The 16,636-nt window shown below is 41.8% G+C and carries 17 protein-coding genes; 9 read left to right on the top strand and 8 right to left on the bottom strand.

From position 1 onward, the window contains the following. Positions 1 to 192: 192 nt before the first annotated feature. The 3 genes from NIT04_RS15500 to NIT04_RS15490 form a co-directional block, all read right to left on the bottom strand. Positions 193 to 2,136, bottom strand: coding sequence for an insertion element protein (locus NIT04_RS15500; protein WP_252504433.1), 1,944 nt, complete (start codon positions 2,134 to 2,136; stop codon positions 193 to 195). Beyond that, complete coding sequence (locus NIT04_RS15495; protein ID WP_252504432.1) at positions 2,129 to 2,380, bottom strand: hypothetical protein; 252 nt, start codon at positions 2,378 to 2,380, stop codon at positions 2,129 to 2,131. Before NIT04_RS15495 ends, NIT04_RS15500 begins: the two co-directional genes overlap by 8 nt. A gap of 354 nt (positions 2,381 to 2,734) precedes the next feature. Continuing rightward, on the bottom strand, positions 2,735 to 3,478 hold the full coding sequence (locus NIT04_RS15490; protein WP_252504431.1) for an IclR family transcriptional regulator: 744 nt from the start codon (positions 3,476 to 3,478) through the stop codon (positions 2,735 to 2,737). Positions 3,479 to 3,671: 193 nt separating this feature from the next. On the opposite strand from NIT04_RS15490, the gene NIT04_RS15485 reads away from it, so the two are divergent. From NIT04_RS15485 to NIT04_RS15470, 4 genes are all read left to right on the top strand, one after another. Beyond that, positions 3,672 to 4,526 carry a dimethylarginine dimethylaminohydrolase family protein gene (locus NIT04_RS15485; protein WP_252505128.1) on the top strand — a complete coding sequence of 285 codons (855 nt, stop codon included), beginning with the start codon at positions 3,672 to 3,674 and terminating at the stop codon, positions 4,524 to 4,526. Positions 4,527 to 4,546: 20 nt separating this feature from the next. Further along, entirely contained in the window at positions 4,547 to 5,308 is a 762-nt protein-coding gene (locus NIT04_RS15480) for a dimethylarginine dimethylaminohydrolase family protein (protein ID WP_252504430.1), read from the top strand. 102 nt (positions 5,309 to 5,410) lie between these two features. After that, on the top strand, positions 5,411 to 6,835 hold the full coding sequence (locus NIT04_RS15475; RefSeq protein ID WP_252504429.1) for an amino acid permease: 1,425 nt from the start codon (positions 5,411 to 5,413) through the stop codon (positions 6,833 to 6,835). A 34-nt stretch (positions 6,836 to 6,869) separates the two neighbouring features. Beyond that, the gene (locus NIT04_RS15470; RefSeq protein WP_252505127.1) at positions 6,870 to 8,468 is read left to right on the top strand and encodes a M20/M25/M40 family metallo-hydrolase; all 1,599 of its coding nucleotides are present in this window, start codon (positions 6,870 to 6,872) and stop codon (positions 8,466 to 8,468) included. Between the two features lie 161 nt (positions 8,469 to 8,629). On the opposite strand, the gene NIT04_RS15465 is transcribed toward NIT04_RS15470, so the two are convergent. From NIT04_RS15465 to NIT04_RS15455, 3 genes are all read right to left on the bottom strand, one after another. Then, a complete protein-coding gene (locus NIT04_RS15465) occupies positions 8,630 to 8,758 on the bottom strand; it encodes a YvrJ family protein (protein WP_252504428.1) in 129 nt (42 codons plus the stop codon). Positions 8,759 to 8,823: 65 nt separating this feature from the next. Beyond that, positions 8,824 to 9,042 carry a DUF2922 domain-containing protein gene (locus tag NIT04_RS15460; protein WP_252504427.1) on the bottom strand — a complete coding sequence of 73 codons (219 nt, stop codon included), beginning with the start codon at positions 9,040 to 9,042 and terminating at the stop codon, positions 8,824 to 8,826. A gap of 20 nt (positions 9,043 to 9,062) precedes the next feature. After that, positions 9,063 to 9,281, bottom strand: coding sequence for a DUF1659 domain-containing protein (locus tag NIT04_RS15455; RefSeq protein ID WP_252504426.1), 219 nt, complete (start codon positions 9,279 to 9,281; stop codon positions 9,063 to 9,065). A gap of 912 nt (positions 9,282 to 10,193) precedes the next feature. On the opposite strand from NIT04_RS15455, the gene mraY reads away from it, so the two are divergent. Beyond that, positions 10,194 to 11,144 carry a phospho-N-acetylmuramoyl-pentapeptide-transferase gene (gene mraY / locus NIT04_RS15450; RefSeq protein ID WP_252504425.1) on the top strand — a complete coding sequence of 317 codons (951 nt, stop codon included), beginning with the start codon at positions 10,194 to 10,196 and terminating at the stop codon, positions 11,142 to 11,144. A 324-nt stretch (positions 11,145 to 11,468) separates the two neighbouring features. Here mraY and NIT04_RS15445 read toward each other — a convergent pair whose 3' ends face one another. Continuing rightward, positions 11,469 to 12,194: a VCBS repeat-containing protein gene (locus tag NIT04_RS15445; RefSeq protein WP_252504424.1), complete on the bottom strand. Its 726-nt coding sequence runs from the start codon at positions 12,192 to 12,194 to the stop codon at positions 11,469 to 11,471. Positions 12,195 to 12,395: 201 nt separating this feature from the next. Continuing rightward, positions 12,396 to 12,884: a DUF1456 family protein gene (locus tag NIT04_RS15440; RefSeq protein WP_252504423.1), complete on the bottom strand. Its 489-nt coding sequence runs from the start codon at positions 12,882 to 12,884 to the stop codon at positions 12,396 to 12,398. Between the two features lie 226 nt (positions 12,885 to 13,110). Between NIT04_RS15440 and NIT04_RS19170 the strand changes: the two genes are divergently transcribed. The 4 genes from NIT04_RS19170 (at position 13,111) to NIT04_RS15425 (ending at position 16,482) form a co-directional block, all read left to right on the top strand. Continuing rightward, entirely contained in the window at positions 13,111 to 13,194 is an 84-nt protein-coding gene (locus tag NIT04_RS19170; RefSeq protein ID WP_371922587.1) for a putative holin-like toxin, read from the top strand. 266 nt (positions 13,195 to 13,460) lie between these two features. Continuing rightward, complete coding sequence (locus NIT04_RS15435; RefSeq protein WP_252504422.1) at positions 13,461 to 13,787, top strand: hypothetical protein; 327 nt, start codon at positions 13,461 to 13,463, stop codon at positions 13,785 to 13,787. Positions 13,788 to 13,829: 42 nt separating this feature from the next. Continuing rightward, positions 13,830 to 14,468, top strand: a complete 639-nt coding sequence (locus tag NIT04_RS15430) for an HNH endonuclease (protein WP_252504421.1) — start codon at positions 13,830 to 13,832, stop codon at positions 14,466 to 14,468. 478 nt (positions 14,469 to 14,946) lie between these two features. After that, entirely contained in the window at positions 14,947 to 16,482 is a 1,536-nt protein-coding gene (locus NIT04_RS15425) for an AbgT family transporter (RefSeq protein ID WP_252504420.1), read from the top strand. The last annotated feature ends 154 nt before the right edge of the window (positions 16,483 to 16,636 follow it).

The following is a 16,636-nucleotide window of genomic DNA, read 5'->3' as shown; positions in this document are numbered from 1 at the left end:
GTACAAATCTCTACACTGAAAACATACCATTCCTTTTAATTTTACGATTGAAAACGCTTTAAGTTTCGGTTTTTCTTGTTAAACTTACCTGCTCAGCTAGTGAAAGAACGATAATTAATAATATTTAATTTATTTTAGCATAGATTTTTCTTCTTCCTGTAAAGAAGATATTTTATTTTCAGACCAACTTAACTACCTAAGATAAATGATATCTTTCAAGTCGAATCTTTTATCCGTGATTCCCAATCGTTGAGCGGGTGTTTCTTTTGTTCCATTCGAACTGTAAACGAAACAAAAATTGTAATAGGTCCTCAAGATGGTGATAGCCATTTGAGCATATTTAGGATTGAAATTGGAATAGATATAACTTTTCCCATCGCCCCGTGCAGTAGTTAAGGGTCTTTCTAAAATGGACAACCTTCTGCGAATTTGTTGAATGAAAGTATTGGTTGCATTGTCATTCACATTCATTATCAAGGCGGCGACATCTCTTGGTTCGAGCGATGATAAGTTCGTTGTACAATCAACGGAACGCAAGCCTCTATCAATGGTAGCGAGGGGATGCAGAATTGGGTTATCTGCATATTCCAGGTGTATTCCAGAAGCAGTTGAAACCTTCTTGTGGAAATGATGATGCGTAAACAATTCCTGTAATTGCTGAAACGCCAACGCTCTCAAAGAACTTGTTTCAATTCCACGCATTTCTCCCCATTCGTTCAATTCGATTCTAGCCTGGACAAATTCTTCGCGGGCTTGTTTTCTCGTTTTTGTCTTATCTGTTTGGCACAGGAAATGATGAGCATCAGATAGCTTTATTTCCTTTGAGAACACTCGGTTGATGGATGTTATAAGGGAGCTGTCCTCATCCGTCACAAAACGCCATTCAGGGGCATTTACAAGTTGTTTGATGAGCCACAGATGTGCAACCGTTGTATACGTCGAACCAACGTGCAATCCGTCTGTATAACTCGTTCTCCGCTCTGCTTGTGCCACTTCTTCATAGTATTCCGTATAGCTTTGGGTATCGTTTTTCGAAGGTGGCATTGGATAGTGTGAATGTCTTGGATATCTCGCGTATTTCTTTGCGAATTCATTTAGATGGTCCTCTTTTTGTAGGGCTGTATCAATGGCAATATCGCCAAGTGCAATGTCCCAATCATAGGCTACGTCGCTTCGAAATACATATCTTGATAACACATCAGCCGACACCAGAACGTGCGTCGGAAATTGACTTTCTTCCACGTCATCGTAACGACTGCCACCCATCCCTTTTTGTCGCACGTTGTTTAGATAATAAACCATCTTATCAGTGTTCAACCACATTTCTTTAAACTTCATCTGCACAAGAGGCTTCGTTTCGTGCCGTTCCAAAAACTCCAAAGACCTGCGGTAAAGGAATTCCATTTTAGCGTAGTAAGTCCCCCTGCCAATTCCCAATATTTCGCAAGTTCTTGTGACGGGCGTTCGGTTTAATAGAAGTTTGGCAAAAAGGTGATGAACATCACTTCGCTTGTGATTATATGTGATGGATTTCTTTCTGTTTGGCGTTAAAGTCGTTTTCTTTTTGCAAACCTTGCATTGATACCGTTGCATTCCCAATCTGCTTTTTCCTTGCTTATAAAAGCCATCGGGTTCATTAAATGGCGTAAAGTCTTCCGCAATGCAACCGCTCTTGTGGAATTCATATTCCTCTTCTTTGTCTTGAACGGAATTAATTCGAACCAATCGTTGTATCTCTTCTGCGATAGACCAATTGGAAAGCGTGGTGGTGTAACAACCTAATACCGTGTCACCAGTTACTCTTGTTGGGTCTGGGTTGCATTTTATTGATTTGTGGCTGGATGTCCCTGTCAGTTTATAGCGGGTAGGCTTCCCTTTGGTTTCGTACTTTGTTTGGGGCATTCCGTGGTATCTGCAATATGGATTAGCACAATGGTTGTATTGGATTTGATGTGTAAAGTCGTTCCAGGTGAATTCGGTAGGTGTGAAAAGCATATTCTTATATCTTGTTCCGAACTGCCTGGGTGTTAATATGTCGTAATCGTTATTTCTATCCATAATCTCGCTTGCTGAAAGGGGGGATAGAACAGCCACTAAATTATCTTCCTTGGTAGCCAATCTCTTCAACTTAGCCAATCTTTTCGTCACCTACTAATTCTTCGATTCCAAGCTGTTTGATTAACCTCCTGTTATTCCTTTTGGTCTCAATCCAGGCGATAAAATCTTCATCGTCCAACAAGTTTAGCAGGAATAAGTTGACCACTTCACTTTCGCTATGCTCCGTGTATTCCGCATAACTTTTTATGATGTTTCTGGCTCGCTCTGATATAAGCCAATCGACCTTTTCCGCATAGTGATTTTTGGGTTTGATGAACTCCACACTTACCAACTCCTGTAAAATCGGTGATGCTTTTAGTATAGCCAATCAGCAGGTGTTTTAACAAGCGAATTAGCAAAGGCACATAAATTTATGTGCTCTTGTTAATTCCTATGCTAATTGTGGTACCAATTGGTCTGTATAATTCATCTAAGCGTTGATTTAACAACAAAAACGGGGACACCAATTCATATGCGAATTGCGTCCCCGAATGCTATGCTATTTAATGTTTTCTCCCCATCAACCGAACCCGTTAAAGTAACATCGGCTTCCTTTTACGTCGTATACCTGTAGGTACGCATGATTATTCTTCTCGACAATCGCTTTCACGTCTTCCGCGAATCATCAGTCACTACGTTAATAACCCGAACGATGTCCCAGTTTTTTTGAGATGCGCGTCCCTGTTTCGAGTAATCGCGCCCGCATTGAGGCGAGGCGTTCTTCAGTCATGTGGAAGCTGGCGTAGCCGATGCTGACCGCGCCGACGACTTCCCCAAATCCGTTAACAATCGAGACGGCTATGGAGGAGGTGCCTTCCGTCCGTTCCCCGTGACTTTCTGCGTATCCTTGTTTTCTTATTTCTTCTAATTTCATTTCAAAGTCGGGGATTTCTTGTTCCTGAACGAGCCTTTTCAAAATAGCTCGCGTTTTTTCTTTCGGGAAGGCGGCTAGCATTACTTTGTTCGCTGCGCCAATGTGTAAAGGAATCCGAATCCCGAGTTGATCGTAAATGCGAATCTGGTTTTTTTCATTATCAATTCTTTCGATAATGATCGCGTCCAGTTCTGCTGGTTTGCTTAAATAGACGCTTTCTTCCACTTCCCTTGAAAGCTGGTCAAGCTCCACTCGGATTGTATTGACATAATCCATCGAGTCATATACTTGCAGGCCGTACTCCAGCCAAATGGTGCCGAGCCGATATAGCTTCGTTTTAGGATCTTGCTCCACCATTCTTTGTTTAATCATTGCTTTTAGTATCCGATGTAGAGTGCTGAGTGGAAGATGCAGTTTTTCAGAAAGCTCCGAAATTGATAACCCTGTATCAACAGTTTGAGTAGCTAATAAATTTGCAATGAGCATCGTGCGATCAATGGTTTGCACAGAAATTTACCTCCCTTGAGTAAGACAATTTGGATAGATAGATTTTATGATGTGAAAAAAGATAGATTACTTTCTTCAGACTTATTGACATTTTACCATAATGGCAATATATTTAATCTATTAAATTTCCCGACAATGGAAACAATTTCCGTTCAGTGGAAAAGGGGGGGTTGAATTGACGTACTGTTCTTCGATGTATGGACCTTTGAAACACGTGATTGTGAAGCATCCGAACGATGCATTCCGCAGTCAGTCGCATTTGGCGCGTGAATGGCGTACCTTCAACTATTTAGCCGAACCAAATTTTGAAGAAGCAATCAAAGAGTATGACAGATTCATTGACATTCTGAACAAGCATGTTGAACAAATTGATTATTTACCGCAGTCGGATGATGTCGGTTTGGATTCTTTATATGCCCATGACCCGGTGAAGTTCACACCTGAAGGGGCCATAATTTTAAAATCAGGAAAAGAGCTACGGCAACCGGAAGCTGCTGTCTATAAGCAGTTTTTGAAAGAGAAAGGTATTCCAATCATCGGTGAGTTAACAGGCGATGCTGTTTCGGATGGCGGTGATATCGTCTGGCTGGATGAACGGACACTTGTGGTAGGAAGAGGGTACCGGACAAATGATGAAGCCATCCGCCAATTAAAAGAAATGACTGCTCATATGGTGGACGAGTTCATCGTTGTACAATTGCCGCATGATTTAGGTGAAGCGGAGTGTCTGCATTTAATGTCTTTTATAAGTATGGTGGATCAAGACTTGGCAGTTGTTCACTCTAGATTGATGCCTGTGTTTTTCCGTCAGTTGTTGATCAATAGAGGTATTCAGCTCATCGAGGTTCCGAATGAGGAATACGACAAGCTAGGCTGCAATGTGTTGGCATTGGCACCGCGCGTATGTGTGCTCCCTATTGGAAACGATTACACGAAGGAGCAATTAGAGAATGCCGGTGCAACGGTTTATGGGTATAAGGGCGATGAAATTAGCGTCTTAGGCACGGGGGGACCGACGTGTCTCACCTGTCCAGTTGTCAGAACCTAAATAAAAAGGAGAGATTTCATATGTTTACAAATGTCATCGTAAAAACACCAGGTAACAGCTATTTAAAAGGACTAACAACATCGGATTTAGGGGAGCCGATTTACGATGTTTTGCTCGAGCAGCATAAGGCTTATGTGGAAGCTTTGAAGCAATGTGGAGTGAACGTGACTCATTTGCCTGCGAATGAAGCGTTCCCTGATTCCACATTCGTTGAAGATACGGCAGTCCTTACTTCAGAATTTGCTGTTATCTGTAATCCTGGAGCTGCTTCCCGTAATCGTGAAATCGAAGACATAGAGCCTGCCATCCGGAAATTCTATGACAAAGTCTATACTATCGAAGGATCCGGAACGGTGGACGGCGGAGATGTGCTCCAAGCAGAAAATCGGTTTTATATCGGAATTTCTGACCGTACAAATGAAGAAGGTGCCCGCCAGCTACAAGACATCCTTGTAAAAGAAGGGTATGAAGCTGAAATCATTCCGTTAAAAGAATTCTTCCATTTAAAGACGGGCATCGCTTATGTGGGAGAAAATCGGATGGTACTTGCTGGTGAGTTCGTGGACCATCCTGCTTTTGAGTCATATGAAAAAATCATCGTCAGTAAAGAAGATGAGTATTCCGCGAACTGCATTCAAGTGAATGATTATGTCATCATTCCAAAAGGTTACGAAGCAACTAAACGTCAATTGAATGAAGCCGGCCTGCAAACGATTGAGCTTGAAATGTCCGAGTTTCAGAAACACGATGGTGGTCTAAGCTGTTTGTCTTTACGTTTCTAAAGAATAATCCCCGATTAATTTCAGATGAATTTGTCGGGGATATTTTCCAACTACGGTAGACTGAATTTTAATTTTATTCAAAAGGATATGGGGGTGGATAGTATGAATAAAGTAGGGGAACAAGCACATAAGCCGCAATTGAATCGTTCGATGAAAAGCCGTCACTTGCTAATGCTGTCTCTTGGGGGTGTGATTGGAACAGGATTGTTTTTGAATGTCGGCTATACGATCAATCAAGCTGGCCCTGGCGGAGCGCTTCTCGGGTACTTGATTGGTGGGTTGATATTATATATGGTGATGACTTGCTTGGGGGAACTCGCCGTCCATATGCCGGTGACTGGATCATTCCAAGCGTATGCTACGCGTTATATCAGTCCTTCAGCAGGGTTTTCACTCGGTTGGATGTACTTTGTCGGTTCGGCTGCTACGGCGGGGGTCGAGTTTACAGCTGCCGGAATTCTCATGAAACATTGGTTTCCTGATATATCGGTTTGGGTGTGGTGTGCCGTATTCATGGCGTTGTTGTTCTTTTTGAATGCGCTCACAACAAAAGGTTTTGCGGAAGCGGAGTTTTGGTTTGCGGGCATAAAAGTCCTTGCTGTCATCGCTTTTATCGTAATCGGAGCACTTGCGATATTCGGGTGGATACCGCTGCAAGATCGTGTGGCGCCGCATTTCTCTAATTTAGCGCCTAGCAACATGTTTCCTGCAGGGATTGTCATTGTATTCGTGACGATGATGAATGTCATTTTTTCTTACCAAGGTTCTGAACTCGTCGGAATCGCGGCTGGGGAGACGGAGAATCCGAAAAAGAACATTCCGAAAGCCATTCGGACGATATTGTTCCGAATCATCGTTTTTTATATTGCATCCATCGTCGTACTGTCTGCGATTTTCCCGACATCTGAGTTAGGGCTGATGGAAAGTCCATTTGTCACATTGATGAAATTGGCGGGTGTTCCTTATGCGGCAGGCATCATGAACTTCATTATCCTTACGGCAATTTTATCGGTAGGGAACTCTTGTTTATACGCATCCACACGTCTCCTTTGGGCGATGGCAAATGAAGGGATGGCACCTAAGCTGTTCGGTCGCTTGACGAAGAACAAGGTGCCGCTCAACGCATTGATCTTCACGATGTTCTTCTCGTTGCTATCGCTGTTAACAAGTGTGATGGAAGCCGATACAGTGTTTGTGCTGCTCATGTCGATTGCTGGAATCGCTGTCACGATTTCATGGATGGGTATTGCACTGTCCCAATTAATGTTCCGTCATCGGTACATTAAAGGTGGAGGGAAGATAGAAGAACTGGAGTATCGAGTCCGCTTGTATCCTTGGATTCCGGCTTTCTGTATCGTCTTCTGTTTAGCCGTACTAGGCTTCCTTGCGAGTGATCCTACACAACGGATCGGCTTACTATACGGTGTCGGTTTTTTCATCGCTTGTCTATTGTTCTATAAATTCAAATTGGCAAAGAATCCTCCTGAGCGTGTTGAAGCATCGGAGCTTGGGCCGGAAATAAAATAAAAGTGTCTGGCACTGGAAAAGGAGATTGGGAATGATGAAAGAATCTTTATGGGCGACATCTGAGAACCTACGTGCTTTGTTATGTGAACTCGTCAGTTGGGATAGTCGAACACTGACAGAAGGGGAGCGGTTTTTTGCACCGAAAGTTATGGCGAAGCTAGGCGAGCTCGACTACTTCCGGGAGTATCCTGAACAGTTATCTATGCATGACGCAGGATTGGGCCGGAGTGCTGTCACTGCATTGTACAAGCATGCCGAAGCGACGGAAACGATTGTGCTGATCAGCCATTTTGATACTGTTCAGACCGAGGAATATGGTGTGTTGGAGCCGCTTGCTTTTCATCCGGAAGAGTTGACGAAGAAGCTGCATGACCATAAAGAGGATTTATCTGTGGAAGCGAGAGAAGATCTTGAATCCGGTAATTACTTATTCGGCCGCGGTACGATGGATATGAAGATGGGTCTTGCTCTACACATGCAACTGATCGAGAAAGCGAGTAAAGAAAAATGGCCGATCAACCTCGTGTTGACGACTGTTCCCGACGAAGAGGTCAACTCTGCAGGAATGCGAACAGTCGTTACGGAGCTCGTCCGTCTTCGGGAAGAGTATGGCTTGACATACAAATTGTTTTTGAATGGCGAACCTTCTTTTTCTCAAGGTCCAGCAGACAATAAAGAATACATCTATTCGGGAACGATTGGGAAAATCATGCCGGCTGCATTGTTCTATGGTAAAGAGACGCATGTCGGAGAACCACTTCGAGGGATGACGGCGAACTATATCGCTTCGTTTTTGACACAGAAAATGGAATGGAATGAACGGTTTCGGGAAACGGATCGAGGGGAGAGCACGCCGCTACCGGTTTCATTGCAGCAAAAGGATCTGAAGATGCAATACTCGACCCAAACACCTTACCGTGCGGCTGCCCTTTACAATGTGTTCTTATTCCAGCGGACTGCTGCTGAATTGATGGATCTTTTCACGGAAGTTGCAAATGAAGCGATGGCGGAGTGCAACGCGCATTATAAGGCAGTTTGTGAACGGGAGCAGCTGAAGGGTGTAGGAGATGTGAAAGTGCTGCGGTATGAGGAACTGTTGTCATATGCCTTGAACAAACTAGGCGTGGAGGAAGTGAATCGGCACAAGCAAGAAGCGCTTCAGAACGAGGAATGGGATGATCGGGAAAAATCGCTACGTATTGTGGATAATCTGATGATCCAGTGTCAGGAACTTGCTCCGGCAACTGTTCTGCTCTATGCGCCTCCCTATTATCCGGCCATCAATTCGTCAGATTCTCCGCTCGTTGAACAGGCGATCAAATTAGTACAGCAAACTGCAAGTACGTTCGACTTGACGGTGAATCAAATTCATTATTTTAATGGAATCTGCGATTTAAGTTATGTGAACTATTCGGATGAGGAGAACGGTTGGACAGCTTTTGAAAATAATACGCCGGTTTATGGCGAAACATATAGCATCCCATTTGAGGAGATGTCCGAACTGCAGGCACCCGTCTTGAATGTCGGCCCGTTCGGAAAAGATGCGCACCAGAAAACGGAGCGGCTGCATGTGGATAGCGCATTCAAAGAGATGCCGGTCATTTTGGAAACATTGGTAAAAAGCATGTCCTGATAGCAAGCCGCACATTCACTCTAGGGGGCCAAACAATGACGAAATCCTATGGTCCGTTCTAATTGAGAAGAGGTTGTCATATTGGCAATCCGCCATTTCTAAGTTCCGGCTACCAGGTTCTCATTGACTTTCAAATTGTTCAAGAACCTGGCACCCTTCACTTACTTCACATTCAAAGAAACAAGCGCATTGTGTATTGCCTCGAGTTTCGTTTCAAGCCGGTGCAAGAGATAAAAAGACACAAAAATCGGAAATCCGATTTGTTGTATGAAATTTAGCCATTGTTCCATTTTGAATCCGCCTCCTTATTTTTAATGATAAAAGGCTCTCCAGCCGAGCCGGAGAGCCTTTTTTATTATGCTTTTACAAGTTCATCCACGGTGCGTTCGATAATGCGGGCGCCTTTTACGGTTGCAAGAAAATAGCCATCCACTTCAAAAACCTGTGAATTGATAATCTCCTGCATGGCTGCCTCCACTTCGGCTGGTGTCAATCCAGCCCGTGGCTCGTCGACTGTAAGGGATGTCTGTTTTCCCGCAGCAGTCGTGAAGTTCAATTGTAACGTTTTCGCCATTCCTCATCTCCCCTTTCCAATTAGTTCATAATGTCTGCTGTTTCTACCCTTTCTGCTCCGATAAATGGATATTCGGAGAGCTGTGCCAATTGTGTAAGGGCGTTGTGTAGGTTGTCAGCCGTCGCCCCTTCTGCGATGTTACGGTAGGATTTCGATTTTCGGATCATTTTCCCATCATCCGTCATCCCGCCGTCGAAGTACACCTTTCCAACTGCACTTCTGAATTCGATTGTCGCCATTTGCTTTCCCCTCCTTTCACTTACTAGATAGACTAGAAATGATGAAAAGGATACTTTCTCTGTGTGTTTTATTAAAAAAGGTTTCAGGAATATGTTTTTAGGGCTTCTGAGAAGCCCGGTTGTAAGGGGAATCTTAGTATGGTGAAGGATGCACAAAGGGGGAATTCTTTGGGGGATTTGGCGATGGAGTTGCTTCATTACGAGTTTTTAAAAACAATAATTCAAGACTAATTGTCTGGGTGCCAGATACCTCGCACTAATGGTCAATGACCGATAAAGAAAACTATAGTAGATAGCCTTTTGAGAAGCTCCGCCAGTTCTGTGTAAGTAAGTCACGCACAAGTTTATTGTAGATAGGCATATGATTTTCTCCTTTGAGTAGTAAATTTCTATATTCTAGCATATAGATTTACGGTACGAATGGTTTAGTTGAGTATCTCCAAAATAAAGGTGATTTTTGTGTTGTATGGTACTCTTTTAAAAGTTAAAAGATAGATTGAAGTATTTGCTACTAGCCATGAAAAACATATGTCCAAGCAGGTTGCCTCACTTTTGAAAACTGTTTGGCCGAAGCGTAATAGGCAAATGACTTTGAAGACAGGAAGTATGCGTAGTTTTTCGGGTGTAGTTATTATCCTGTTTGTCGGTATACGTCGAGGGTGAATGCACGCACCATCGTTTTTAACGCAGGGAGGTACAAGCCTCCTGGAAGATGGGAAGGGGGTTCATTGAGTTAAGGAATAATGAATGATAAATAGTTTCGAAAAGGTTGTAGGATGAAGTAATTTACTTCTAAGCAATGGATAAACTGCATTTTTCGATTGGTTCAAAACACACAATGGTGTTATTTATTAATATATCCATATTTAACTATGCTGCTATATTACAATAATGGGCTGGAGCTGATGATAAATGTATCATGAGTTATACGTTGGGATTATCTCATTTTTACTTGTCGCCCTTATTACCCCTATAGTCATTTTCCTATTTAAACGTTTTAAATTTACACAGCCTATCAGGAGGGAATTACCATCGGATCAACAGCAAAAAAAAGGAACTCCATTGGCGGTAGGAATCGTATTTTATATAGGTATACTGGTCGCATTATATTATCAAACCAGCAGTTTATCGCTATTATTAGGTACCGTTTTTCTATTATTTGGGTTTGTTGGTTTTGTAGATGACTTTTGGAAGGCCGTGAGAAAAGACCCTGAAGGAATTTCAGGTAAATCTAAGTTGTTTTTTCAATTTGTGTTTACTTTTATTATCTTATATTTATTAGTTACTTATTTTAATTTTAACTCTGTGATTATTATTACAAAAGATTTTTCTTTCTTATTATCCTTGGCATTGTACTTACCAATAGTATCACTGTTTATTGTGGGCTCAGCTAATGCCGTGAACTTTACGGATGGAATGGATGGACTTTTGGCGAATGTATCTATTCCGACCTTGACTTTCTTTTTCCTAACCAGTAGCTATATTGAGGTTAAAATTATCTCCATAGCCCTTATAGGATGTCTTCTTGGATTTTTACTATTTAATCTTTATCCGGCAAAGGGATTTATGGGTGATACGGGATCTTTAGCATTAGGAGGAATACTGGCTTTCTTTTCAGTAATTGAACATGTAGAAATTCTCGTACCTTTCCTCTTTATTATTTATTTCGCGGAAGCATTTTCAGTGATTATTCAAGTTCGCATCTATAAATGGACTAGAAAAAGATTGTTTAAGACGGCACCGATCCATTATCATTTTCGTTATAAATACGGATGGTCTGAAAATAAGATAGTCGCGGTTTTTGGCTTCATCTCTTGGTTAGGTTGTGCTCTCTCTTATTTGTATTGGTACGAATTTATGTAATTTACTCTTCACAGAGAAAGGGTTCCTATGGGAAAAATTTATCAACATAAAAATAATCCATCCTTGAGTGTCTAGCTCGCATAGGATGGATTATTTTAATACCCGGGCTGATCCCCCTCGTAGGGATCCTGCTATTACTTATTACAGACCGCCTAATGTTGGTAGCATTAGGTGGTCCTCTTTAATTTATTCGTTGTAAACAAATATATACCTGTTATTTTTATGATAGGCTCTTGAATTAATTTTTGTAAGCCCTCACGGTGATCATTCTAATGTGTTGCTTTGGTGTATATATGGTATTGTGGAAAAAGTCTCTTGCGAACACTACACCAGTGCGCCATAAATAGCTAAATACTGTTCCTGCAATACAAATCCATTGTTTTTCCAGCTAAATGTATTGAGTATATAACCTAAGCCGTCCGCATGATATCTTCCGGATATTTTTTGATAAGCTAGCAGCTCGTAGACTCCATTGGCATCAAAATCCACCGGATATAAGCCGCTCAAAGGATCCACAAAACCTGTGATTGGGCTTTTCAGCTTGCCATTCCTATCGTATATTTCATTTAAATAATCTGGTCCTCTAAGAGATATATCGATAATATATCTCTCATTATTCGGTCTGCTGACAACTTCAACCTTATAATTGTCTTGATACGTGACGTCATATTGGAAATGATTATTATAAACATCAGAATCAAACAGTAGTTTTGCTTGATTTCCGGCAAAGGAAACAATGTAATAGTTGATGATCCCACCACTGCCACCTGTAGCCATGCCAATTAATATCTCATCTACGCCATTCCCTGTAAAATCGCCCAAGAACAATGTCGGATTATAGCCCGCATTGTTTTGAAGCGGAATACTTGTCGTTATCCCTGTTCTCCCGTCCCTGACGAGCAACGTTATATTTTGGATGTATGGACTATCCGACGTTTTTGTGCCAGTGAGATAGACTTGATCCATCACGTTATCACCCGTTACATCTCCACTAACAAATGCAACAATACCTGGTTGACCCGTACCAGCTGAAACACGTGAGTTATTCATAATACGCCCCTTTTTCATAAAGACTCTAGTTATCATCTATCCTATGGGTTATTGGACTGATTGCTACTAGTAGTAATGGGGGCACCGAGCAGTCTGAAGTGTTACCTGAAGCGTCAGCAGGTTGTCGTTAATTAAGCTTCCAACATAAAAATGCCTGGTACGAACGCAATACGCAATTGCATCAGTCCCAGGCACCTTACATTAGGCCCTATATTTTATAGCTAATCCTTTTAAGAAGTTCCGAGCGTATCGATCCAGGCACGGTTTATAATTCTTGTGCCCTTCTTTTCTCAATACAGCACTTAATTCGCCTTTTGATATTGTGATTCCTGCATCTTCTAAGATTTCAAGCATATCCTCACTTGTTAAAGCGAGTGCTATTTTCACTTTCTTTAGAAGGATATTATTAACACTTTCATTCGTTATTGCTGGCCCTTGAGGTTGGCCTGGTTTTGAATCTTGCTTTCCTCTTTTATAGATAATGAGGCCATTTAAAAATGAATCCAACATTTGATTCGTACACTTCATTTGTATTTCATTTTCCGTTTCATCATCAGTTGATTTTGTAAGCAACAGTATCACATCTTCTTTCGTCACTTCAACGCCACCAAGTTTAAAAATGTCTACCATCTCTGTATTACTAAAATCTAAAGCATATCGTAAACGAATTAATCTATCATTATTATTCATTTGTAGACCTCCTGTATATAGTGCTGTAAGTACAAAACGACTTCATCCTTATTATTACCCTTTTTGTGTGTTCCTATTATGTATTTAATCGATTTAATCCTAATAATAGCACGAAAATTGCGCGAACTTTAATAGAGCTAAGAACATACGTATGGTACACTGAAAGTGTAATAGAATAGATGACTCAAGGGTGGTCGGCCATTTCCCGTAGAAGGGAGGTGGTCGTATGACAATATTTGAAGCACTAATGCTCGTATTCACATTCGCAGCATTGATTGTAGCTATATTGTCGTTTAACCATAAAAAATAATCCATCCTTGAGTGGGTAGCTCATAGTGGATGGATTATTTTAATACCCGAGCTGATCCCCCTTGTAGGGAACCTGCTATTACTTATTACAGACCGCCTAATGTTGGTAGCATTAGGTGGTCCTTTTTAGTTTATTCATTTGGAACAGAAGTATTCTAATTACCTGTATTGTATTGCATATTGTAATATTTTTCAACCTATTTGATTGCTACACCATTCCATATGGTAAAATTAAACTACTAAGAAGCTGAAAAGAGGTCGGACTTAATGACAAATTTAGACGGTCTTTTTGATTGTAACCCCCTTGCGATAATTCGGTTTAATATCGATGATGTAAACGAGGAGCATGGAGAATACACGGGAAGCTTTTCGACGTGGGTATATGACGAATTGCGTGAGTACCTCGAGATGAAATTCGGAAAGGTGACGCTTGTCGAAATTACCGAGACCGAGGTTCGATACACTTACAAGCGAGGCAAAAGGGGGGGCTTAAGGCAGGGAAAGCTACTCGTAACATTCGCCGAAAAAGTAGCCGGGCTCTACGAGGATCGATCGGAAAAATATCCAGTAAAATATCCTTTTACATCTCAATAATGTTATGTGTTGTAACGCCATATTAGTTGAGGGAGTACCCGTTTGCTCCTTACAGAAAGTATAAGTAATCCTCTTGTTATACTCGTAGAAAAGTCGACTGGAGGCGATGAAGTGGGAATAAGTATAGGTGATTCCTGCACTCTTTATAAACGATGCAAAATATGCCAAGAATACAAGAACAAGATGAGTTTTCCGTCACTAGGCGGAAAGGGCAGGAGCGAAGGGAAAAGAAGGTCGTTTTGCTATGATTGTAAAGATCGCAGGCATGAAAGAATCATTGAACCAGTCAAGGAATATAGTTATGACACTTCTATTCTCGATGCGAACAGTGAAATAACAATCCGGGGACGCACCTTGAATAATCGCAGATATGAAAGTGTTATCAGCTATGAAAAAGCAAAGAGATTAGTGGAAGAAGGTACGGCAGGAATCTACCACAGTACGCTGATTCATCATTTTTATAATAGGAGAACTATAAAGGGATTTATATTAGAACGTGATGACTATACGTGCCACTATTGCGGAAAGTATGGAGATACGATTGATCATAAGCTCCCCAAGTCAAAAGGTGGTCTTAGCACGATAGCGAACTGCGTCTGTGCCTGCTCAAAGTGTAATACCAAAAAGGATGACATGGAGTATGACAAGTATATGGAAAGAATTCAGGGAATCATTTCCTGAGTTTAGGATCACCACTGCAAGTGCAATAGGTGGTCCTTTTTAGTTTAATGGACGTTGCAATACTGTCGTTCCACAATAAAAAATAATCCATCCTTGAGTGGCAGCTCATAACGGATGGATTATTCTTATACCCGAGCTGATCCCCCTTGTAGGGAACCTGCCATTACTTGTTACAGAACGCCTTGAAACTTGTACCAGGCACCCGACCAATTCAGAATTGATTGGGTGCCTGGTACTTTTATTTTCCGTCATTTTTCTAATTGTCCACCAACACTGATTTTATTACTATTTTTATTACAAATGCCTTGTTATTAAGCCTACATAAATATGTAACACTAATAAGATGTTTCTTCCTAGTTAGTAATTTTAAAAAGCTATTCAAATTTCAAATGATTTTCATTATACTAAGGTTTGGCTAAGAGGGGTTTTAATTGTCAGAGTAATTAATTGTATTTTTAACAGGAGAAAGGGGTTTCCCATGCAAACGAAACGTAAAGGGTTTTTCCAAAAGTTTTTAGATATGATCGAAACAACTGGAAACCGCTTGCCACATCCCGTAACGCTATTTGCATTGCTTGCGTTACTTGTCATTGTACTATCTGCTGTAGTTTCTTCCTTCGGGATCAGTGTTCCGCATCCCGGTAAAGAAGGAGAGTCTATTGAAGTTACGAACCTTCTTACCGTAGAAGGCATTCACTATATCATTACGAATATGACCGCGAACTTCATCGGCTTCGCTCCACTGGGCGTCGTGCTTATTACGATGCTTGGAATCGGATTAGCCGAAGGGTCGGGTCTGATCAGTGCGATGCTTCGTGGATTTGTCATGTCTGTACCAAAGCAACTGATTACGTTAGGACTCGTTTTCGCCGGTGTCATGTCCAGTGTTGCTTCTGATGCGGGTTATGTTGTACTTCCGCCATTAGGCGCCGTCATTTTCGCTGCACTCGGACGTCATCCACTTGCCGGACTTGCCGCGGCATTCGCTGGTGTTTCCGGTGGATTCAGCGCCAACTTATTGCTGTCGGGCACAGATGCTTTACTAGGTGAGCTGACAATTATGTCTGCGGCAATCATCGATCCTGTTTATGCAGACGGCATGAACATCGCCATGAACTATTACTTCATCGCAGCTTCTGTGTTTGTTCTTACAATCGTCGGAGCTTGGGTAACCGAGAAAATTGTTGAACCACGCCTAGGCGAATACAACGGAGAATTCCGTGAAAAGGTTGAGAAACTGACATCTATCGAGAAAAAAGGATTGCTATGGGCAGGTCTTTCATTACTCGTTGCAGGAGTTTTTGTCTCCTTGCTTGTTCTTCTTCCGGGTGCCCCTCTTCGCGGAGACGAAGTGGACATGCCTATTATTAAATCACCATTCATGAAATCACTTGTGCCGATCATCGCCTTCCTGTTCTTCGTTCCAGGACTCGTGTACGGTAAAGTGACGAAAGAAATTCGAAATGATAAAGATGTTGCAAGTATGCTGTCCGCAACAATGGCTGCTATGGGTACATTCATCGTATTGTCCTTTACAGCGAGCCAGTTCGTCGCATTCTTCTCTGAGTCAAACATGGGGCTAGTACTTGGTGTGTACGGTGCGAAGTTCCTTGAAAGTATCAACTTGACAGGTATTCCACTAATACTACTATTCATCGTCATTGCGGCATTCATTAACCTGTTCATCGGTAGTGCATCTGCAAAGTGGGCGATGATGGCACCAGTATTCGTACCGATTATGATGAAGCTTGGCTATTCACCAGAACTGACACAAATGGCTTACCGAATTGCGGACTCATCAACAAATATCATTTCGCCACTAATGACGTACTTTGCGATTATTATCGCTTTCGCACAAAAATACGATAAAAAAATGGGTATCGGTACACTGATCTCTGTCATGTTCCCGTACTCTATGTTCTTCCTGATAATATGGAGCATTACTCTCATTGTCTGGATGCTATTCGGCATCGACCTCGGACCTGGGTCTCCTATTCACTACAACGGAAACTAAGACTGAAGCACAACCTTTTATTATGGGTTGTGCTTTTTTTATCCGTGGAAGCTCTTTGCATTTTCGTCCTCATTAATTCCTAAATCCATGAATCTTTTCCTCTTCAATTCCGTAGTAAAAGTAGAGCAATTTACATGAGGAGGACCTTTGTATG

Origin of the sequence: Sporosarcina sp. Marseille-Q4943 (assembly GCF_943736995.1) — a bacterium.
GTDB lineage: Bacteria > Bacillota > Bacilli > Bacillales_A > Planococcaceae > Sporosarcina.
The sequence above is the reverse complement of the archived record's forward strand: the minus strand, read 5'-3'. Positions and strand labels throughout refer to the sequence as shown.